Here is a 20,443-nt window from a genome sequence, read left to right as displayed (position 1 = left end):
GCCGCGCGCCGGTGTCGTCAGCGGCTCGCGCGCTTCTCGATCACCCTCGCCGTGTTGTCGCGGAAGGCGCCGCTGACCGGCCCGAGGTTCGTGTCGCTCGCCTCCGGGGTGTGCCCGTCCGCGTAGGTGGCGTAGCTGAACACGATGTAACGGCCCCACACCATGCCCGCGGCGTAGCCGCCGGAGATCGACACCTTGTCCGCGCCGCTCTTCTTGTCGCCGTCGAGGCCGCGGAACCAGACGTTCGTACCGAGGTTCTTCGTCTGGTCGACCGCGAGGGCCTCGGTCTTGCCGGGGAGCACTGCGATGCCCGTGGTCACGGCGTACTGGCGCTTGCCGTCGACGTAGGTCGCCCGGAGCACCCTGCGGCACTGCTGCTCGGTGAGGGCCTGCGCGAACGCGCCCACAGCGGCCTTGCCGCAGTCGTCGGTCACGTCGACCTTGACGCGGCGGTACGTCCGCCCGGCCAGCGTCACCTTCTCGTCCGGGAACGCCTCCTCCGGCTTGAGGGTCTTGGGGTCGGTCTGCTCCGAGTCGAGGATCGCGGAGGCGACCGTGGAGCTCGGCTGCGGCTCGTCGGAGGGGGGCACGGTGGTGGCCGCCGGTGTGCGGGCGGCCTGCCCGTCGCCGGGTTCGCCGGAGTACGCGAAGTAGGCGGCGGTGCCGATCGCCCCCACGACGACCACCGCTCCGGCGGCCATCAGGATGCGCCTGACCTTCCCGCCGCCGGGCGGGGGAGCGCCGGTGGAGCCCGGCGTCGCCGGGAGGTTGCCCTGGGGGGACAGGCCGCCGGGGGCGGACGGATCCGGCCCGAATCCGGGCGGGGGCGCCGGCTTGCCCGCCTTGGCGGGCGTCACCGGCGTGAACGCGAACGGGGTCTCGTCGGTCGGCTGTGAGGGCGAACCGGTCGTGGGAGAGGTTGTCGCCATCTGTCCTGAGTTGGGGGTAGGGGAGTCCGCCCCGTCGGCGCCATCGCTCGCGGACGGGCCCGTGGGCGGCGTGTCGGGTGACGCCGCGCCCGGGGGCACGGCGAATGGCGGGATTTCCGCGGAGGACGCCTCGGACGGTGCCTGGGACGCCGTGTCCGCCGGCATCTCGTCCTGTGTCCCCAGTGGTGTCCCTGACGGTGTGCTGTCCTGCGCCTGACTCGCGGCGCCCGGTGGGTGCGGGTGCGGCGGCGGGAGCAGCGGCTGTGTCGTCCTGTCGGGGGACGCCGGCTGCGGCTCGCCGTGCGCGGTGCTCCCGGGGTACTCGGGGTACTCGGGGTACTCCGGGTACTCGGGAGAGCGGTTCGGTTCCTGTGGTGTGCCGGGCGCCTGGAATCCCTCGGCCGGCGTCACCGCATGGGAGATCTCGGTGCCGAAGCCCGCGGGCGGTCCGGCAGGGCCCGGCGGGGGAGGATACGGCGCCGGCGTGTCCGGTGGCGGGACGCTCCCTCCGGGGACGTCCTGTGGCGAATCGCCGGCTCCGGGCGCACCCGTCCCCGAGGACTCTCCGGCCGCCCACTCCGTGGGAGCGGCGAGCGGCTCCCCACCCGGCCGGGCGTACGGGCCGGGGTCGCCCTCTGCGTCGGGGTGCCGGGCGGGGGCGTCCGCGCTCGCGCCGCCCTGGAGCGGCCGCTCGCCGGACTCGTCGGTCCGGCCCGGTTCCTCGCCGGACGCATCGGCGTGACGCGGGGCGTCCGCGGGCGTGCCGTCGCGATCGGGCACGCCGGTGTGGCTCACAGCGCTTGAGTGGCCGGGTGCGCTTGAGTGGCCGGGCGCGTCTGAGTGGCCGGGTGCGCTTGGGTGGCCGGGCACGTCGCCCGACGTGCCGCCGGACGGGCCGGCGGACGCCTGCGCAGTGCCGTGTTCGTTCTGGTAGGCGTCCACCGGCGGCCAGGACGTGCCCGCGGGCAGCTCCCCCTGCGGGTCCGGCTCGCCCGGCAGCCGTGGTGGCCACACGGGGACGTCGCCGGGCTCGCCGGGACGGACCTGGTCCGGGAACGCGGCCTCCTGCGCGTGCGTCTGCGCGCCGGGTGACTGCGGATCGGCCGCGAGCGGCGCCTGCGACGGGTCCGCCGGTGGGTACCCCTGGTGAGACGTCTGCTCCGGGGGCCACGCCTCCCCCATGGACGGCTGCCCCGCGGCGGGGGCGGGCCCCCATTCGGGGAACGACGGCACGCCGGGCGCCGTCTCACCGTGCGGGGCGGACTGCGGACCCCCCGTGTTCTGCTGATCCGGGCCGTAGGGGACGGGTGCCGCGGGGGTGCCGCCGTGGTGCGGCCAGGCGGATCCGGCGGGGTCCTGCCACGGCTGCCCGGGGGATCCGGCGTACGGCTCCCCGGCGCCGGTCTGCCCGGCGCCGGCCTGTCCCTGGGGGCCGGTGTCGTACGGCGAGGGGGACGCGCCGAAGGCGCCGGGAGCGGCAGGTTCGCCGGCCGGTGGAGCCGGCCACGTCGTGGGGCCGGTGTCACCCGTCGCGGCCGGCGCGTGGCCCTGCGGCCACTGCGACTCGTCGCCCGGACGAGGCCAGGAGCCCACGCCGGGATGCGCACCGGGCTGGCCGGCGTACTGCGCACCGGGCTGTGCGCCGGGCTCGGCGCCCGGGGCCGGCCACATCTGCGGAGCGCCGGGAGGGGGCGGCTCCTGCTGCCAGGACTGTGGCGCGGGTGGTTCCCAGGCCGGCCCCGGAGCGCCGGGAGGGGGCGGTCCCTGCTGCCAGGGCTGGGGGGCCGCGCCGGCGGGTGGTTCCCAGGCCGGTCCCACGGCGCCGGGAGGGGGCGGCTCCTGCTGCCAGGACTGCGGCGCGGGTGGTTCCCAGGCCGGCCCCGGAGCGCCGGGCGGCTGCCATACCGGTCCGTTCGGGCCGGGCGGCGGCTGCCAGACCGGATTCGCTCCGTCCGCCGGGGGCTGCCAGGCGTGCGGCCCGGAGCCGTACGCGGGTCCCTGCGGCGGCGGAGGCGGGGGAGTCTGGTACGCGGGGCCGCCCCCGCTCTGGCCGGGGTGCCAGGGCGGCGGCGCGGGCTGCCAGGGAGGCGTTCCGGGACCTGGCGCGCCCTCCCAACGAGGGGCGTTCGGGTCCGCCGGCGGGTGTCCGTAGGGGGCGGTGGGGCCGGCCCCCGCGTCAGGCCCCTCCTGCGCCCGGCCCGCGTTGTCCGGGCCGGGTGGGGGCTGCCAGGACACCACTGCCTGGCCCTCGGGCTGCCAGGGAGGCGTTCCGGGACCCGGGGCCTGCTCCCATCGGGGGGTGTTCGGATCGGCCGGGGGCTGCCAGTGGGGTCCGGCCGGAGCGGGAGGCTGCCACGCGGGCGGGCCGTACCCCGGCTGTGGCTGGTCGCCCTGGCCGGGCTGCGGCTGCCACGTGTGGACACCCTGGCCTTCCTGCGGCTGCCGGGCGTGCGGGCCCCCGCCGTACGCGGGCTGCGGCGGCACGGCGCCGGGATGCGGCCCGGCGGGCGCGGGCGAGCCGAGGCCCTCGTCGCCCGGCGGGCGCGGCGCGGGAAGGGCCCTGGCGTCCCCAGTCACCCCGGAGGAGGGCGGCGGGGGACCGTACGCGGGAACGGCCCGGAACCTGTTGGTGCTCTCCGGGTCGTCCTCGGCCGGTTCCGGTGCCCTGAGACCGCCGGGGAGGCCGTACCTGGTCGGGTAGGGAACGGCGGGCCGGTCCGCCGCGCCGGCGGCGTCCGGGGCCCAGGCCGTGCCGTCGTCCGCGGGAGGCTGCCCGGATCCGGGCGCCGGGGTCTGCCCGAAGCTCGGGGGTGGCGTCGGAGGTGTCGCCGAGCCCTCGGCGTCCGCCTCACGGTGGGCCCACGCCGTTTCGTGTTCGTGCTCGGAGCCGGAATCCTTGCCACGCATAGCCGGAAGCGTAACGGCGTGGGCGCGATCGGCGTGCCCCTATGGGCGTTTCGGTCCGTGCCGCCCCAGGTCGCCCACCGGCTCCCACCTCAGCGAACGCCTGGCCTCAGCTGGGGCCACCGGTCAGCGAGCGGGTGTCGAGGGCAGGGAAAACAGTCGCGTCGGTGACGTCCACTGCGGCCTGGTAGAGCCGCTTCTGCTCGGTCTTGGTCGGTTTGTGGCCGTCCTTGAACTGGAACCAGAGCAGCACCGCGTAGTGGCCGTGGGTCCAGCCGCCCGCGTACGCCTCGCCCGTGCCGAGGTGCTTGCTGGCCTCGTCCTTGCCCGGCAGCGGCTTGAGGTAGTCCTTCCGCTCGCCGCCGCCTCCGGCGGAGGCGACCTTCTTCGCCGCGGCGGAGGTCCGCAGGTTGGCGACGCCCACGGTGCCGATGATCGTGCCCTTGGCGTCCGCGAAGCTCGCCCGTAACAGCTGCGTGCATCCGCCCGATTTGAGCGCCTTCGTGATTTTGTCGCCGGTGACGCCGTCCGCGCATTTCTTCTCCCTGCGGACGACCGTGCGGACGTACGACCGCTTGTCCTTGAGGAATTTGCGCTTGGGGAACAACTCCCCGAGTGACAGCGGGCTTTTGTCGGTCGCACGGGAGCCCGTGTAGCCGTACTTGCCGGTAGGGCCCTCGGGGGCGAGCGGGGTGGACCGCTTGGTGGGCGCCGGAGCGGCGGCCGGCGGCTTCTCGTTGCTCGCGGCGTACCACAGGCCGGTGAACAGCGCCCCGATCAGGGCGAGCAGGCCGAGGCCGAGGGCCCAGGGACGTCGCCACCAGGGGCCCTTCACGTCGGGATCCCACACGGGCTCCGGCGGCGCGGGCACCCGCGGCTCCGTGGGCCGCCGCCGAGCGTCCCATCCGTCACCCGGCTGACCGCCGGGCGGGGGCGCGTAGGGACCCGGGCCGGACGAGAGCTCCTCCACGCGGTGCGGGCTCTCCTGCTCATGCGGCCCGCGTCCGGCGTACGGCGGCTGCTCGGGCCGATAGGGCTGGTAGGGGCCCTGCTCGCGCTCGTATGGCGATTGCTCACGCTCGTATGGCGAGTGCTCGCGGGCGTACGGCGACGGCTCACGCTGGTAGGGCGGCTGCTCGCGCTGGTAGGGCGGCTGGCCCCCGCCGTACGGGGGCGCGTCGCGACGACCGGCGAGGGGCGAGTCGTCCCCGCCGGAGTACGGCGGCAGGTCCCGCCTGCGGGGGTCCGGAGGCTGGTGCGGCGGAGGTGGTTGCTGGTCGCCGGGGTAACCCATGGCGCTGAGATTAGTCGGCGTTTCGGACAGACGACGAAGGGTCAGGAATACCCGAAGTCCTCGGTCCACCACGGGCCGCCGTCGCCCGTGCTCACGCCGACCCCGGTCGCGGCCAGCCGGCAGTCGAGCAGCGTGGCGCGGTCGCTCCGCCCCGCCATCCAGCCGCGCACGACCGCGGCGGCGGTCTGGTAACCCCTCGCGATCGTCTCGGCTCCGCCCTCGGAGTAGCCGGCCGCGCCCATGCGGTCCCAGGGAGTGGCGCCCCCGGGGGAGCTGTGCCGGAACAGGCCGCTCGACGCCATCTCCGCCGAGTGCGCGCGGGCGGACTCCACGAGGCGGGGGTCCACACGCAGGGGACGGCAGCCGTGCTTGCGGCGCTCGATGTTGACCAGGCGCACGACCTCGGCCTCCATCGAGGCGGCCCGCATCGCGTCGGCGTCGTACGCGCCGTCGTCCCCGTCCGTCCCGGGGGTGAGGACGCTGTACGGCGAGCCGCCGCCGGAGCCGTCGATCACGGTGGAGGGCGGCTGCTCCTTCCGGGGCCTGCGCTGCTGCGGCACCTCCCGGGGGGCGACCGGAGCCACGGTGCGCAGGACGTGGTCGAGGGTGGGCCGGTCACGCGGCACCGTGCCCGGCGCGCTCGCGCGGGGCGACAGGGACGGCTCCGACTTACGGAGATAAACCTCGTCGACCTCACTCGACCCGGCGCTCATCCGGCCGATCACGACACCGGTGAGCAGAATGGCGACCGCGCACGCCAGCAGACCCATCTGAGTCCCCCGCAGGGGGCCACGGAAGGTGTGATTTTTGTGAGGGGTCTGCCACATACCGCAGTCAAATATAGGGATCCCCGCCATGGGGATGAAGGGGCGATTGGGTATGGATTTGATGAACGTTCAAATGTGTCGTTCCAATGAGGGTCCCCGCTCGCTGTTTTGACCAGGCGGCATCGGGTCGGTAGTCTGCTAGTTCGTTGTGTGTGGATCGGTCTGTCCGCAGACCGGTGCACGGCGCGTCCGGCGTCTTCTCCCGTACATGTGGAGACGGAGGTTGTCGCCGTGCCTGCGCAACCTACCGAGAGTTCACATTTCCGACAGAAGGCACTGCCGTGCGCACGTTCTCACCGAAGCCCAACGACGTCGAACGTCAGTGGTACGTCATCGACGCGACCGACGTCGTGCTCGGCCGGCTGGCTAGCCAGGTGGCGACCCTGCTCCGCGGGAAGCACAAGCCGATCTTCGCCCCGCATGTCGACACGGGTGACTTCGTCATCGTCATCAACGCCGACAAGATCGCCCTGAGCGGCAACAAGCTCGAGCAGAAGAAGGCGTACCGCCACTCGGGTTACCCCGGCGGTCTGCGCGCCGTCTCCTACGGCGAGCTCATGGAGAAGCGTCCGGACCGGGCCGTGGAGAAGGCCGTCCGGGGCATGCTTCCCAAGAACGCTCTCGGCCGGAAGATGGCCAAGAAGCTCAAGGTGTACGCCGGTGGCGAGCACCCGCACCAGGCCCAGCAGCCGGTGCCCTTCCAGATCACCCAGATCGCCCAGTAATCGCGAGCCAGGAAAGTTAAGAGGAGAACCGTGGCCGAGCCCACCGGTATCGAGACGCTCGTCGAGGGCGAGCCGGAAGACTACACCGCGGAGGAGTTCCCCTCCGAGTACACCACCGAGTCGGCCCCCGCCGGCGACGGCGCCGTCCGCAAGCCCGTCACCACGGGCAACTCGTACGGCACCGGCCGCCGCAAGGAGGCCATCGCCCGGGTCCGCATCGTGCCCGGCACCGGCAAGTGGACGATCAACGGCCGCTCGCTGGACAGCTACTTCCCGAACAAGGTCCACCAGCAGCTGATCAACGAGCCGTTCGTCGTGCTCGGCGCCGAGGACGCGTTCGACGTCATCGCCCGCATCGACGGCGGCGGCGTGACCGGCCAGGCCGGCGCGCTGCGCATGGGCCTGTCCCGCGCGCTCGCCGCGCTGGACGCCGAGGTCAACCGCCCGCCGCTGAAGAAGGCCGGCTTCCTCACCCGTGACGCCCGCGCCACGGAGCGGAAGAAGTACGGCCTCAAGAAGGCCCGCAAGGCTCCTCAGTACAGCAAGCGTTAATGTCGGGGGAGCCCGTAGGCGCCTCCTCGCGGGGGCGCCTCTTCGGCACCGACGGGGTACGTGGGGTCGCCGGGCGCGACCTCACCGCGGAACTGGCCATGGACCTGTCCGTGGCCGCCGCGCACGTGCTCGGCGATGCCGGGGCGTTCCACGCCAGCGTCGGGCGGCGCGGCCGCCCGATCGCGGTCGTAGGCCGGGACCCGCGGGCTTCAGGTGAATTCCTGGAGGCCGCAGTGGTCGCCGGCCTCGCGTCGTCAGGCGTGGACGTCCTGCGGCTCGGCGTGCTGCCCACCCCGGCGGTCGCGTACCTGACCAACGCGCTGGGCGCCGACCTCGGCGTCATGCTCTCCGCGTCGCACAACCCCGCGCCGGACAACGGCATCAAGTTCTTCACCCGCGGCGGCTACAAGCTGCCCGACGCGGTGGAGAACGAGATCGAGCAGCGGCTCGGGGAGAAGTGGGACCGCCCGGTGGGCGCGTCCGTCGGCCGGGTCCGGGAGGCGTACGGCGAGGCCGACCGGTACGTCGCACACCTGCTGACCACCCTGCCCCACGGCCTCGACGGGCTGCGCGTCGTCATCGACTGCGCGCACGGCGCCGCGCACATGGTCGCCCCGGAGGCGCTGCTGCGCGCCGGCGCGATCGTGGAGACCATCGGCGCCGCCCCGGACGGGTTGAACATCAACGACGGCGTGGGCTCGACCCACCTCGCCCCCCTGCGGGAGGCCGTCGTCGCGCGCGGCGCCGACCTGGGCATCGCCTACGACGGCGACGCCGACCGCTGCCTCGCGGTCACGGGTGCGGGCGAGGAGGTCGACGGCGACCAGATCATGGCGATCCTGGCCCTGTCGATGCAGGCCGACGGCCGCCTCGCCAAGGACACGGTCGTGGCGACGGTCATGTCCAACCTGGGGTTCAAGATCGCCTTGCGGGAGGCCGGCCTGTCCGTGGTGGAGACCGCGGTCGGCGACCGGTACGTCCTGGAGGCGATGCAGGACGGCGGCTACACCCTGGGCGGCGAGCAGTCCGGCCATGTGATCATGCTGGATCACGCCACGACCGGGGACGGCCTGCTCACCTCGCTGCACCTGATGGCCGAGGTGGCCCGGCAGGGCCGTTCCCTCGCCGACCTCGCCTCGGTGATGACGAAGCTGCCGCAGGTGCTCGTCAACGTCCGGGACGTCTCGAAGTCGAAGGCGTCCGCGCCCGAGCTGCGGGCGGCGGTGGCCGAGGCCGAGGCGGAGCTCGGGGAGACCGGCCGCGTGCTGATCCGGCCGAGCGGAACCGAGCCCATGATCCGGGTCATGGTCGAGGCCGAGTCGCACGACCAGGCCAAGGCTGTGGCGGACCGCCTCGCGGAGGTCGTCCGTACGGTCTGCGGCTGACGCCGCACGCGTCACGACTCCTGAGGACCCCGCCGGGCACGCGCCCGGCGGGGTTCCTTATTGGAAGCCCTTCTCAATTGCGTAATATGCGCGTAACACTGGTGCATGTCTTGTTTGACCGGTGTTCGGGCGGATGCGTTAAGAGGCCGGGAAAAGGAATCGGACGCGCTGCGCGCACTGGTGGACCGGGCCGGAACCGGTGCGGGCGGATGCCTGCTCCTCCTCGGCGGGCCGGGCGCGGGAAAGACCGCGCTGCTCGACCTCGCCGCCGCGCACGCGGCCACCGGCGCCCCCGGCGAGCCGGGGTTCCTCGTGCTCCGCACCCGGGGTGTCGCGGGTGAGACCCACCTGCCGTACGCCGGGCTGCACGCCCTGCTCCGCCCGATCGCCGACCGGCTGGACGCCCCGGCGGCCGGCACGCGGGTGCTCGCCGAGGCGCTGCGGACCGGCGCCGACGCGGGCGGCCTGGCGCTCCCGGCCGCGCTGCTGCGGCTCCTGGAGGCCGCCGGGCGCCCGGTGCTGGTGTGCGCCGACGACATCCAGTGGCTCGACGCCCCCAGCCTGGAGGCGATCTGCTTCGTGGCCCGCCGGCTGGGGACGATCCCCGTCGCCGTGCTGCTGGCCTCCGCGGAGCCCGGCACCGCCCCCGCCGACCTGCCGCCGCTGCCGCTCGCCCCGCTCGACGGGAGGGCGTCGCGCCAGGTGCTCGACGACCTCGTCCCCGAAGGTCTGCCGGGAGACCTGCGTACGGCGCTGGTCCGGGCGGCCCGGGGCAACCCGCTCGCGCTGGCCGAACTCGCCGGTTCGCTGACCGACGAGCACCGCAAGGGCGCGGCGCCGCCGCCCGAGACGCCGCCGCGCGGCGGCCGCCTGTGGCGGGCGTACGCCGACCGGCTCCGCCGCCTGCCCGCCGACACCGCCGACCTCGTCCTGCTGATCGCGGCCGATCCCGGCATCGACGCGGTCACGCTGACGGGCGCGGCGGAGGCGCGGTCCGGGCTGGCGGCCCTGGAGGCGGCGGAGGCCGCGGGCATCGTGGTCGAGTCGCCGGACGGCGGCTTCGACCTCGCCGACCCGCTCCTGCGCCACGTGGCGTACGCCGAGGCGTCCCTCGCCCGGCGGCGGGCCGTTCACCGCCTGCTCGCGGGCCTGCTCGACGATGCTCCCCACGATGCCCGCGGTGGGGAACGCCGGCGGCTGCGGCGGGCGTGGCACCGCGCCGCCGCCCTCGACGGTTCCGCGCGTGAGCTCGCCGAGGACCTCGTACGGGCCCTGGCGGAGGTGCCGAAGACGACGCCGGCGGCCTTCCCGGAACCGTTCCGCGTCCTCGAGCGGGCGGCCGAGCTCACCGGGCACGGCGAGGCCAGGGCCGCACGGCTGGCGGCCGCCGCCCAGCACGCCTGGCAGGCGGGACAGCCGCAGCGGGCGAGGTCGCTGCTGTCCAGGATCGACACGGCCGCGGCCGGCGCCGAGGTGCGCGGCCGGGCCGAGCTGCTCAGGGGCAGCCTGGAGCTGCGGGCGGGCAAGACCGACAGCGCCTGCGACACGCTGCTCGCCGCCGCGGAGCGGCTGCTGCGCACCGACCGCGAGCAGGCCGTACGCGCGCTGGTCCGGGCGGGTGAGGCGAGCTATCTGGCGGGCGACAACCGGCGGTTCCTGACGATCGCCCGGCGTGCCGAGACCCTGCGGCGGCCCGACGACGCCCACCTCACGCGGATGGCTCTGGAGTATCTCGGGGGCATGGCCGCGACGTTCCGCGGCAGGCACCGGGAGGCGACCGCCTCCCTGCGCCGCGTCGCCACCGGGGTGATGGCGCCGCCCTCGGCCGGCAGCCCCTCGGCGCTCGTGTGGGGCGGTGTGGCGAACCTCCTGCTCGGCAACGGCGCCGCCGCGCTCACCCTGGCCTCCAGGGCGGTCGAGGTCGCGCGCGCCCACGGCGCGGTCGCCAGCATGCCGCAGATGCTGGAGATCCTGATCCAGGCACAGCAGTGGATGGGCCGCTACGACGCGGTGGCGGCCAACGCCATGGACGGCCTGCGCCTGGCGCAGGAGACGGGGCGTGCCGTCAGCGGCGCGCAGCACCTGGCCTGGCTCGCCTTCACCGCCGCCGTCGAGGGCGACGAGGAGACGTGCGCCCTGCGGGCGGCGCGCGCCGTCGAGCTGGCCGCCGCCCACGGCGTCAGCGTGGCCGAGGCGCTCGGCACGCTCGCCCTGGCCCATCTGGACGTCGCGGCGGGCCGCCACGCCGACGCGGTGCACCGCCTGCGCGCGGTGGCCCGCACGGGAGACCCCCTCGTCGTACGGGTGATGGCGACGCCGCTGCTCGTCGAGAGCGCCGTACGGACGGGAGACGCCGCGCAGGCGCGGGACGCGCTGGTCGTGCTGGAACGCTGGGCGGACAGCACCCGCGACCCCGACCGGCTGGCGCTGGCGGCCCGATGCCACGCGCTGCTTGCGCCTCCGGACGAGGCCGGGGAGCGTTTCGCCCAGGCGCTGGAACTGCACCGGCAGGGGTCGTGCGCGTTCGAGACCGCGCGCACACGGCTGTTGTACGGCGGCATGCTCCGGCGGTCGCGCCGACCGGGCGCCGCCCGCGAGCACCTGCACGGCGCGCTGGAGACGTTCGAACGGTACGGCGCCCGCCTGTGGAGCGCGCACGCCCGCGCGGAGCTGCGGGCGGCGGGGGAGTCGGTGCGGCCCTCGGGTTCCCGTTCCGAGGCGGGCCGGCTGCTCACGGCGCAGCAGTTCCAGATCGCCACCCTGGTGGCGGAGGGTGCGACGAACCGGGAGGTGGCGGCCCGGCTGTTCATCAGCCCGCGCACGGTGGAGCACCACCTGAGGAACATCTTCGCGAGGCTCGGCGTGCGCTCCCGGGTCGAATTGTCCCGCCTGCTGCGGTGACGGGCGGCCACCGTCGTTCGTCCGCGCAGATGCGTGATATCCAGTTCTTCCCAGCGCCCGCCCCCGGAACCGGGTGTCCGAAGGGCCTACCGACGATGAGCAAGGATCACGCAGTGACGCTTGACGCCCAGCGCGCGCACATTCTCTCGGGCCGGATGTACAACGACCTCACCGACGAGCTCGTCGAGGCACGCAGGCGCGCGGTGCTGCTGACCACCGAATACAACAACAGCTTCGGGCGGCCGCAGCACGACCGCGAGGCGATCCTGCGCCGCCTGCTGCGCCAGGTCGGACAGGACTGCCACTTCGAGCCGACGTTCCGCTGCGAGTTCGGTTTCAACATCAGCATCGGTGACCACTTCTACGCCAACTTCGACTGCGTCATGCTCGACGGCGGGGGCATCACCATCGGCCACCACGTGCTCTTCGGTCCCCGCGTCGGCATCTACACGAGCAACCACGCCATCGACGCCGCGGAACGCGCGGCCGGCGCCTGTTACGCCAAGCCGGTGACGATCGGGGACCACGTCTGGATCGGCGGCGACGTCACCGTCAACCAGGGCGTGACGATCGGCGACAACACGATCATCGGTTCCGGCAGCGTGGTCACCCGCTCGATCCCCTCCGGCGTCATCGCCGTCGGGTCCCCCGCACGGGTGCTGCGCACGATCACCGAGGCGGACAAGAGCGGCTACCGGCCCTGACCTCCGGCACCGCGGCTTCCGGTGAGCGCCTGTAGCCGGGCCCGTGGTGTGCGGGAACCGGTGATTTCACCGATGCGCGTACGGGGCTGACGGCGCGACAGTGACGGCGGTCAGACCGTTCGCGGGAACCGGCCCGCGTGGCCGTTCCCACTCCTATCCCCCAAGGAGTGCACCGTCGTGCCGACTCGCCCCCCAACCCCATTCCTGCACCGGACGTCCTCCGTGGTCACGACGCTGGTGCTCGTCGTGCTGCTCGCGCTGGCCGGCGGCCTCCTCACCGCTCCCGCCGCCCACGCCGCCGTACACGGCCCGGACCCGACGGACGCGCTCCTCGAGGCGTCGCGCGGGCCGTACGCGACCGCGCAGACCGACGTGTCGTCGTTGTCCGTGAGCGGCTTCGGCGGCGGAACCATCTACTACCCGACCACCACATCCGAGGGGACGTTCGGCGGCGTGGCCATCGCCCCCGGCTACACGGCCGACAAGTCCAGCCTCGCCTGGCTGGCCGCCCGGCTCGCCTCGCACGGCTTCGTAGTGTTCAACATCGACACGCTGACGCGGCTCGACCAGCCCGACAGCCGGGGCCGGCAGCTGCTGGCCGCGCTCGACTACCTGACCCAGCGCAGCTCGGTCCGCGGCCGGGTGGACGCGACCAGGCTCGGCGTCATGGGCCACTCGATGGGCGGCGGCGGCACGCTCGAGGCCGTCGACGACCGGCCGTCCCTGCGGGCGGCGGTCCCGCTGACCCCGTGGAACCTCGACAAGACCTGGTCGGGCGTCCGGACACCCACGCTGATCATCGGCGCCGAGGCCGACACCGTCGCGCCGGTCGCCTCGCACTCCGTGCCGTTCTACACCAGCCTGCCCTCGTCGCTCGACAAGGCGTACCTGGAGCTGAACGGCGCCAGCCACTTCGCGCCGAACACGACCAACACCACCATCGGCAAGTACGCCGTGGCCTGGATGAAGCGGTTCGTCGACGACGACACCCGCTACGACCGCTTCCTGTGCCCCGGCCCGGGCAGGAGCCTGGCCGTCGAGGAGTACCGCAGCACCTGCCCCTTCTGACGCCCCTCACAACGACGGCGGCCGCCTCACGGCGGCCGCCGGCCCGGCGCAGATGGCTAGTCGTCGCCGGTGAGGGACAGGGAGCGCAGGCGCTGGCCGGTCCACACGACGGCGCCGATCGTCACGACGATCACCGCCGGTACGGCGAAGCCGAGCGTCACCTCGGTGGAGAAGAAGGGCGAGGAGGAGACCTGGTCGGCGAGCGACTGGGCCCACTGCTGGATGGAGAACTTCCGCGCGCCGGGCACGTAGCCGCCGACCACGCCCTCCCACACGAGGGCGTAGATGACGCCGACCGCGACCGCGTGGCGGGTGAGCACGCCCAGCAGCAGGAACACCGCGGCGTACGCGACGCCGCCGAACAGCGCCCCGAGGGTGAATCCGGCCGCGACGCCCGACTCGGCGCCGGTCAGGAGATAGGCGGCGGCGTAGGTCGAGACGGCCGCGAACACCGCGACGAGGGACGCGGCGACCACGAACTTCGTCACCGCGATGACCGGACGGGAGATCGGCTTGGACAGCAGATGGATGATCGTGCCGTCCTCGATCTCCGGGGCGATGACGCCCGTCCCGGCGATCAGCCCGAGAAGCGGCAGCATCGTGCCGATCGCGAAGCTCTTCATCAGGGTCACGGCCAGCTGCTCGTCGTGGCCGTTGAACAGCCTGAGCAGCGCGGCGATCGCGACCAGCGCCACCGGCAGCAGCACCAGCAGCCAGATCCGCTTACGTCCGAGCATGGCCCGGTAGGTGATGTCGGCCACCACCGTGTTCATCGCGCGCTCCCGGAGATCAGGTAGGAGAAGACGCTTTCCAGGTCCTCGTCGGTGGGGGAGACCTGCCACAGGTGTACGGCGAGGTCGCGCGCCATCCGGGGCAGCAGTGCGGTGAAGCGCGCGTAGTCGGTGACCTGGACCTCGACGCCCTGCCCGGTCAGCGTGACCGCGCTGGAGGCGGAGTCGGCGATGAGGGCGGCGGCCAGGCGGCGGTCGTCGCTCGACCTGACCCGGAACAGGTGCGGCCGGTCGGCCATGCGGCGCCGGATCTCGCGGTAGTCGCCCGACGCGGCGTGCCGGCCGGCGACCAGGACCTCGATGTGGTGGGCGACCCGCTCGACCTCTTCCAGGATGTGCGAGCTGAACAGGATGGTCCTGCCCTCCTCGCCCATCCGCCGGACGAGGTCCATGAGGTGGAGCCGCTGCCGGGGGTCCATGCCGTTGAACGGCTCGTCCAGGAGCAGCACCTGCGGGTCGTGGACGAGGGCGGCGGCGACCTTCACCCGCTGCCGCATGCCCTTCGAGTATGTCTCGATGCGACGGCCGGAGGCGTCCGTCATCTCCACCAGGTCGAGGGCCCGCTTGGCCGCCTCGGCGGGGGCAGGCAGGCCGTGCAGCCGGGCGGACGACAGGACGAACTGCCATCCGGTGAGGAAGCCGTACACCGCCTCCTTCTCGGGGACCAGGCCGATCTGGCGGTAGATCTGGTGGTTGTGCCAGATCTGCCGGCCGTCGAGGGTCGCGGTGCCGCTGGACGGCGCGAGGAACCCGGCCATCATGTGCAGCAGCGTCGACTTGCCCGCGCCGTTCGGCCCGAGGAGGCCGGTGACGCCGGGCCCGATCGTCATCGTGACGTCGTTGACCGCCACGACGTTGCCGTACCAGCGGGACACCTGGGCGAGTTCGAGCACGCCCTGTCGGGTGGTCACGGGGGAGCTTGTGGTGGTCACGACGCCGCCTTCCGGTAACGCAGGAGGACGCCCGTCGCCGCCACGGCGGCCACGGCCAGCAGGATCAGGACCGACGCGATGCCCGGCGGAGGGCTGCCGGGGTTGACGGGCTCCGTGCCGAACAGGGCCGACTGGACGTAGTCGACGAGGAAGAACGGGTTGAGCAGCAGGGCCCACCCGACGAGGTCGTCACGTCCCATGGAGGCCATCGCGCCGGCGAAGATCCCGGAGACGGCGGCGGTGAACATGTAGAACGCGATCACCACCGCGACGCCCAGCCCGCGGCGCGGGGTGAACGACGCCAGGGCGATGCTCACGGTGGACAGCAGCAGCGCGAAGAGCACGGCGCCGCCCAGGGCGCCCAGGTAGTCGCCGGTGTGCGGCGGCCCGGGCAGGTCCACCAGCAGTTCGCCCACGAACTGGATGGTGAGCGGCACGGCCAGCAGGCCGAACACCGCGATCGCCAGCGCGCTCAGCTTCGCCAGGACGTAGTCGGTGACGGTCAGCGGGCGCGACAGGTACAGCGGCAGCACGCGGAAGCGCAGGTCCGGCGCGACCAGGTACGGCGACTGCGCGGCGAGGAAGACCGCGATCACCGCCTGCATGAAGATCGCGTATCCCGGATAGGGCATGACGTACTCTTTGGCGAGGGCCATCACGCCGATCGACACGACCGTCGGCATCAGCATGATCGCGACCAGCAGCAGCGGCATGATCTTCGCGCGGGCCGTACGGCCGAGCCCGAACACGCCGCGCAGGCTCTGCACGCCGAGGGCGAGCGTCGCCCGGCCGCGCCCCAGCCGTACGCCGTCGTAGTGGCGGTATCCGATGTCGTGGATGACCGCGGTCGGCTCTGTCGTCATGCCACCGGCTCCTTGAAGACGTCCTCGATGCGACCACGCCGCTGTTCCAGCCGCAGGAGGCTGAGGCCGAGGTCGCAGACGGCGTCGCGTACGGCGTCGTAGGTGCGGCCGGGGTCGTCCGCGGCCACCTGGACCGTCAGCAGCCTGCCCTGCGCGGCGACCGTCTCGCCGCCGGCGGTGAGGCGGTCGGCCAGCCGCTGCTGCCCCTCCTCGACCTCCACCGCGATGGTCTGCTCGGCCCGGGTGAACTCCCGGATCGCCGACGAGCGCAGCAGCCGCCCGCCGTCGATGACGATGACGTGGTCGCACACCCGCTCCAGCTCGCCGAGCAGGTGGGAGGTGACCAGCACGTTGATGCCGAACTCGGTGCCGACGCGCCGGATCAGCGCGAGCATGTCGTCGCGGCCCTGCGGGTCGAGTCCGTTGGTGGGCTCGTCCAGGAAGACCAGCTTCGGGTCGTGGACGAGGGCCTGGGCGAGCTTGACCCGCTGCCGCATGCCGGTGGAGTAGCCGCCCATCGGGCGGTAGCGCTCCTCGTCCAGCCCGACGTGGCGCAGGGTGTCGGCGGCGCGCTCGCGGGCGGCCGTACGCGGCAGCCCGGACATCTGGGCCATGTGCACCACGAACTCGGTCGCGGACATGTCCGGGGGCAGGCAGTCGTGCTCGGGCATGTAGCCGACGGCCCGCCGGATCTCCAGGCCCTGGGTGGCCGTGTCGAGGCCGAGCACCGAGGCGCGCCCGGCGGTCGGGGGGAGCAGGCCGAGCAGGATCTTGATCAGCGTCGACTTGCCCGCGCCGTTGGCGCCCACCAGGCCGGTCACGCCGGTGCCGGCGGCGACCGTGAGGTCGTCGAGCGCCGTGACACGAGGGAAGCGCTTGGTCAGCCCCTCGGTCGCGAAGCATGGGGTCGCGCTCGCAGTCATGATCCGACCCTACTCGGCGGGGTGAGCGCCGGACCTCCGTCTCATGGACGAACCCTTCTACGTCTCAGGTATGCCTGTCACGTCCGCCCCCTACCCCCGCCGTACCGGTCCCACAGGGAGCGCTGGAGGAACAGCGTCAGCGCGCCGGCGACGACCATGCCGGTGATGTTGACGAGGAGCTGCAGCGCCGAGCCGCCGACCTCGTCCCAGCGTGAGAGCGCCAGGGCCACGGCCATGTAACCGGCCGCCGGGACGGTCGTGACGGAGATGAAGACGCCCACGAGCGCGGAGGACTTGCCCGCCGTGATCGACAGCACGCCCGCGGCCCCGGCGAGCAGTGCCACGATGAACGACCACCGGTCGGGCGTCACGATGAAGCGCACCTCGTCGTGGTGCCGCAGGGTGTCGGGGGAGATCCAGCCGAGGCCGCGCGCGACGAGGGCACAGGCCAGGGTGACGGCGACCGCGCACCCGAAGCCGGCCGCGAGCGCGCGGGAGGCCGTCCCGACGAGTCGCCACCGGCGGCGCAGCAGGCCGAAGGAGACGGCGGCCACCGCGCCGAACTCCGGCCCGAGGACCATCGCGCCGACGATCAGGATCTGCGACGGGATCAGTACGCCGATCGCGGCGATCTGCGTCGCGATGACGAGGAACGCCAGGAACGCCCAGGTGATGCGGCTGTCGAGGGCCACCCGCTGCTCGAACTGGTCCCACACCACGGCGTCGTCGCCCTCTCCGGGCGCCCGTTCCTCCGCCTCGGCGGCGCCCCGGGAGATGGACAGCTCGATGTCCTCGGCCGTGATCGAGCCGTCCCGGTCCAGGCCGAGCGCCTTGAGCTCGTCGATGACCGCGTCGGCGGCCTCCCTGGCGACGTCGGCGAGCACGACGTCGCCCTCCGGCCGCCTCGCCGCCCCACGGAGGAGCACGACGTTGGTGACGCCGGGCGCGCGCTCGAAGACCTCGACGACCCGGCCGGTCCGCTGGAACGGGGTGATGACCCGCAGATGCAGCACGGCCGCATCCTAGGGAAGGGTCCGGCTAGCCGGCCTCCTCCTTGTCGGCCGTGACCTCATCGATCAGGCCGTCGATCTCGACCGCCGTCGCATCGGGCTCCGCGGCGTCGGCCCCCCACGCCGGCTCGGTGACCCATTCCTCCCACGACAGCCCGTGCTTGTCGGCCAGATAGCGGGCGCGGTAGAGCCTCGTCGCGTCGTCGACGGCCGAATAGAGCATGGTGAAGCTGAGTCCGGCGGCGAGGATGCCGCCCGCGATGGGCACGACGTTGGCGAGCCGCGCCTTGGTGAGCCGCAGTCCGAGCAGCTTGAAGATCTGCTGGATGACCTGGACGAGAGGCTCCTTGCCCAGCTGGTTCCATGTCGCGCGGCGCATCATCGTCTGGGTGAGGCGCGACAGGCTCGCGAGAGCGGCCGTCTTGCTCGTGGACGACGACGCCATGCTGTAGTTCAGGACCCCCATCAGGAACAACTCCTCGCCGGGCTCCCGAGGGTCGTAGCCGTAGTGGACGGCGACCTCGGCCACGGCGCGGCCGAGGAGAGCCATCGACATCACCGCGTCCGACGCCACCGCCAGGACCGCGACTCCCGCTGTCGTGCCACCGCTGACGGTCGTGCTGACCGTCGCTCCGGTCACCACGACGGAGGCGACGCCGGATTGGACCACCCCGATGAACGGGATGGTCAACGTGGGCCGGCCTTTGTCGAGGTCCTTGAGGTCGAGCGACGTGAACGGCGACTCCGCACCCAGATCCTCGTGCGTGCGACGCAGCTTCTCGACGCGCTTGTCCAGCGATGCCGAACGCACCGCGGGCAGGAAGACGGCCTTGAAGCCGCCCTCCAGCGCCTTGACGATGGTCTCGTCGCCGAATTCCATGACCTTGACCGCGCCGGGGACCTTCCTGATCCGCTCGCCGGCACGCTTGGTGACGAGTGCCACCCTGCCGGCCGCGCGTGCTCTCAGGCTGTTGCGGCGCTTCCGCTCGTTGTCGAGCAAAGCGGACCAGGCCCGGGCCTCGTAGTCGGACATGTCTTCCCGCATCTGCGCCCTTCACTGATTCGCTCGGGTACGGTTTGCGCTCGCTCACGTCATCCCAGCACACCAGAGCCCGGCGAACAGTCGTAACGCCACAGATTCGCGCGATTACACCGCGCAATTCGGGTATAAGTGCGTGAACCGCCCTCTCGGGCCTAGGTTCGGCGCAGCCGTACCCCCCGGACGGAGTGGCCGGAGGCCTTGTGGAGGATCAGGCCGGCCCGGTGGCGGGTGGGGGCGATGTTCTCCACCAGGTTGCGCTCGTTGATGTCGCGCCAGATGTTCTCCGCGAACGCGGTCGCCTCCTCCTGCGACAGCTCCGCGATGTGCCGGAAGTAGGACTTCGGGTCGGAGAAGGCCGTACGGCGCAGCTTGTGGAAGCGCTCCACGTACCAGGTGCGGATGTCCTCCATGCGCGCGTCCACGTAAATGGAGAAGTCGAAGTAGTCGTAGACCGCAAGGGCGTCCGGCGGCGCGGGCTGCAGGACGTTGAGCCCCTCGACGATGAGGATGTCCGGCCGGTCCACCGTCTGCGCCGCGCCGGGCACGATGTCGTACTCCAGGTGGCTGTAGACCGGTGCCTCCACCGAGGGGCGCCCGGCCTTCACGTCGGCCACGAAGCTCACCAGCGCCCGCCGGTCGTAGCTCTCCGGGAAGCCCTTGCGGTGCATGATCCCGCGCTCTTCGAGCACCTTGTTGGGGTAGAGGAAGCTGTCGGTAGTGATCAGGTCGACCCGCGGGTGCTCGGGCCAGCGGGCGAGCAGCGTGTGCAGCAGCCGCGCGGTGGTCGACTTGCCGACCGCGACGCTGCCCGCGATGCCCAGCACGTACGGCGGGGGCGGGGCCTGCTCGCCGAGGAACGCGCCGACGGCCGCGCCGCGCTGCCGCGAACCCGTGAAGTGCAGGTTCAGCAACCGGGTGAGCGGCAGGTAGATGTCGGTCACCTCGGACAGGTCGATCGGGTCGTGGACGCCGCGAAGCTCCTCGAGCTCCGCCTCGGTGAGCGTGAGCGGTGTGTTCTTGCGCAGGTCACGCCACTGCTCGCGGCTCAGCTCGACGTACGCGTCCCCATCTGCCACGACGGCAAGCGTAGCCATGGCGTCCCGGTGGTCCCGCGCGGGGTGTGCACAGGCTGTGGACAAAAATCGATGGATTACTTCCGCGCGCGACGGGGAAGGATGCAAGGCCCGTACGCTGGCGGTGTGATCGTGGGCATCGGGGTGGACGTGGTCGAGGTGGCGCGCCTGGGCGCGGCGCTGGAGCGCACCCCCGGCCTGCGGCGCCGCCTGTTCACCGAGGCCGAGGGCGCCCTGGCGCTGGAGTCGCTGGCCGCGCGGTTCGCCGCCAAGGAGGCCGTGGCCAAGGCCCTCGGGGTCCCGCCGGGGCTGCGGCACCTCGACGCGGAGGTCGTGGCCGGCGGGCGCGGCCGTCCCGAGCTGAGGATCACCGGCCGGGCGGCCGAGGTGGCCCGCGACCTCGGGGTACGCAGGTGGCACGTCTCCCTGTCCCATGACGGCGGCATGGCCGTCGCCTACGTCGTCGCCGAGTCCTGAACGGGAGCCCGCCGCCCGTGCGCCGTCCTGCGCTGCGGTGATC

The 20,443-nt window shown here is 73.1% G+C and carries 17 protein-coding genes; 7 read left to right on the top strand and 10 right to left on the bottom strand.

What is annotated here, in order from left to right; all coding sequences use genetic code 11:
* Positions 1–17 precede the first annotated feature (17 nt).
* The 3 genes from AAH991_RS10770 to AAH991_RS10760 all read right to left on the bottom strand — a co-directional run bounded on the left by AAH991_RS10770 (position 18) and on the right by AAH991_RS10760 (position 5,897).
* Positions 18–3,836 carry a hypothetical protein gene (locus AAH991_RS10770; protein ID WP_346225624.1) on the bottom strand — a complete coding sequence of 1,273 codons (3,819 nt, stop codon included), beginning with the start codon at positions 3,834–3,836 and terminating at the stop codon, positions 18–20.
* A 106-nt stretch (positions 3,837–3,942) separates the two neighbouring features.
* Positions 3,943–5,127, bottom strand: coding sequence for a hypothetical protein (locus AAH991_RS10765; protein WP_346225623.1), 1,185 nt, complete (start codon positions 5,125–5,127; stop codon positions 3,943–3,945).
* Between the two features lie 41 nt (positions 5,128–5,168).
* Complete coding sequence (locus tag AAH991_RS10760) at positions 5,169–5,897, bottom strand: CAP domain-containing protein (protein WP_346225622.1); 729 nt, start codon at positions 5,895–5,897, stop codon at positions 5,169–5,171.
* A 338-nt stretch (positions 5,898–6,235) separates the two neighbouring features.
* On the opposite strand from AAH991_RS10760, the gene rplM reads away from it, so the two are divergent.
* The 6 genes from rplM to AAH991_RS10730 all read left to right on the top strand — a co-directional run bounded on the left by rplM (position 6,236) and on the right by AAH991_RS10730 (position 13,289).
* Positions 6,236–6,679, top strand: a complete 444-nt coding sequence (gene rplM / locus AAH991_RS10755; RefSeq protein ID WP_030508353.1) for a 50S ribosomal protein L13 — start codon at positions 6,236–6,238, stop codon at positions 6,677–6,679.
* A gap of 30 nt (positions 6,680–6,709) precedes the next feature.
* Positions 6,710–7,231, top strand: a complete 522-nt coding sequence (rpsI, locus tag AAH991_RS10750; RefSeq protein WP_169985190.1) for a 30S ribosomal protein S9 — start codon at positions 6,710–6,712, stop codon at positions 7,229–7,231.
* Positions 7,231–8,616, top strand: coding sequence for a phosphoglucosamine mutase (glmM, locus tag AAH991_RS10745; RefSeq protein ID WP_346225621.1), 1,386 nt, complete (start codon positions 7,231–7,233; stop codon positions 8,614–8,616). Before rpsI ends, glmM begins: the two co-directional genes overlap by 1 nt.
* A gap of 105 nt (positions 8,617–8,721) precedes the next feature.
* Positions 8,722–11,517: a helix-turn-helix transcriptional regulator gene (locus AAH991_RS10740; RefSeq protein ID WP_346225620.1), complete on the top strand. Its 2,796-nt coding sequence runs from the start codon at positions 8,722–8,724 to the stop codon at positions 11,515–11,517.
* A gap of 113 nt (positions 11,518–11,630) precedes the next feature.
* The gene (locus AAH991_RS10735; protein ID WP_346225619.1) at positions 11,631–12,221 is read left to right on the top strand and encodes a sugar O-acetyltransferase; all 591 of its coding nucleotides are present in this window, start codon (positions 11,631–11,633) and stop codon (positions 12,219–12,221) included.
* A 177-nt stretch (positions 12,222–12,398) separates the two neighbouring features.
* Positions 12,399–13,289 carry an alpha/beta hydrolase family protein gene (locus AAH991_RS10730; RefSeq protein ID WP_428833968.1) on the top strand — a complete coding sequence of 297 codons (891 nt, stop codon included), beginning with the start codon at positions 12,399–12,401 and terminating at the stop codon, positions 13,287–13,289.
* 56 nt (positions 13,290–13,345) lie between these two features.
* Here AAH991_RS10730 and AAH991_RS10725 read toward each other — a convergent pair whose 3' ends face one another.
* The 7 genes from AAH991_RS10725 to coaA form a co-directional block, all read right to left on the bottom strand.
* Complete coding sequence (locus AAH991_RS10725) at positions 13,346–14,062, bottom strand: ABC transporter permease (protein ID WP_346225618.1); 717 nt, start codon at positions 14,060–14,062, stop codon at positions 13,346–13,348.
* Positions 14,059–14,991, bottom strand: coding sequence for an ABC transporter ATP-binding protein (locus tag AAH991_RS10720; protein ID WP_346225617.1), 933 nt, complete (start codon positions 14,989–14,991; stop codon positions 14,059–14,061). Before AAH991_RS10720 ends, AAH991_RS10725 begins: the two co-directional genes overlap by 4 nt.
* Positions 14,992–15,008: 17 nt before the next feature.
* On the bottom strand, positions 15,009–15,875 hold the full coding sequence (locus AAH991_RS10715) for an ABC transporter permease (protein WP_346225616.1): 867 nt from the start codon (positions 15,873–15,875) through the stop codon (positions 15,009–15,011).
* The gene (locus tag AAH991_RS10710) at positions 15,872–16,798 is read right to left on the bottom strand and encodes an ABC transporter ATP-binding protein (RefSeq protein ID WP_346225615.1); all 927 of its coding nucleotides are present in this window, start codon (positions 16,796–16,798) and stop codon (positions 15,872–15,874) included. The genes AAH991_RS10715 and AAH991_RS10710 overlap by 4 nt, the downstream gene beginning before the upstream one ends.
* Positions 16,799–16,875: 77 nt before the next feature.
* Positions 16,876–17,811 (bottom strand): DUF389 domain-containing protein, encoded by a 936-nt coding sequence (locus AAH991_RS10705; protein ID WP_346225614.1) that lies wholly within the window; start codon positions 17,809–17,811, stop codon positions 16,876–16,878.
* A 25-nt stretch (positions 17,812–17,836) separates the two neighbouring features.
* Complete coding sequence (locus AAH991_RS10700) at positions 17,837–18,853, bottom strand: EcsC family protein (protein WP_346225613.1); 1,017 nt, start codon at positions 18,851–18,853, stop codon at positions 17,837–17,839.
* A 149-nt stretch (positions 18,854–19,002) separates the two neighbouring features.
* Entirely contained in the window at positions 19,003–19,944 is a 942-nt protein-coding gene (gene coaA / locus AAH991_RS10695; protein ID WP_346225612.1) for a type I pantothenate kinase, read from the bottom strand.
* A gap of 105 nt (positions 19,945–20,049) precedes the next feature.
* Here coaA and AAH991_RS10690 point away from each other — a divergent pair, with 105 nt between their 5' ends.
* Positions 20,050–20,400, top strand: coding sequence for a holo-ACP synthase (locus AAH991_RS10690; protein ID WP_346225611.1), 351 nt, complete (start codon positions 20,050–20,052; stop codon positions 20,398–20,400).
* Positions 20,401–20,443 lie beyond the last annotated feature (43 nt).

The sequence above is a fragment of the Microbispora sp. ZYX-F-249 genome, assembly GCF_039649665.1.
In the GTDB taxonomy this organism is placed as follows: Bacteria; Actinomycetota; Actinomycetes; order Streptosporangiales; family Streptosporangiaceae; genus Microbispora; species Microbispora maris.
The sequence above is the reverse complement of the archived record's forward strand: the minus strand, read 5'-3'. Positions and strand labels throughout refer to the sequence as shown.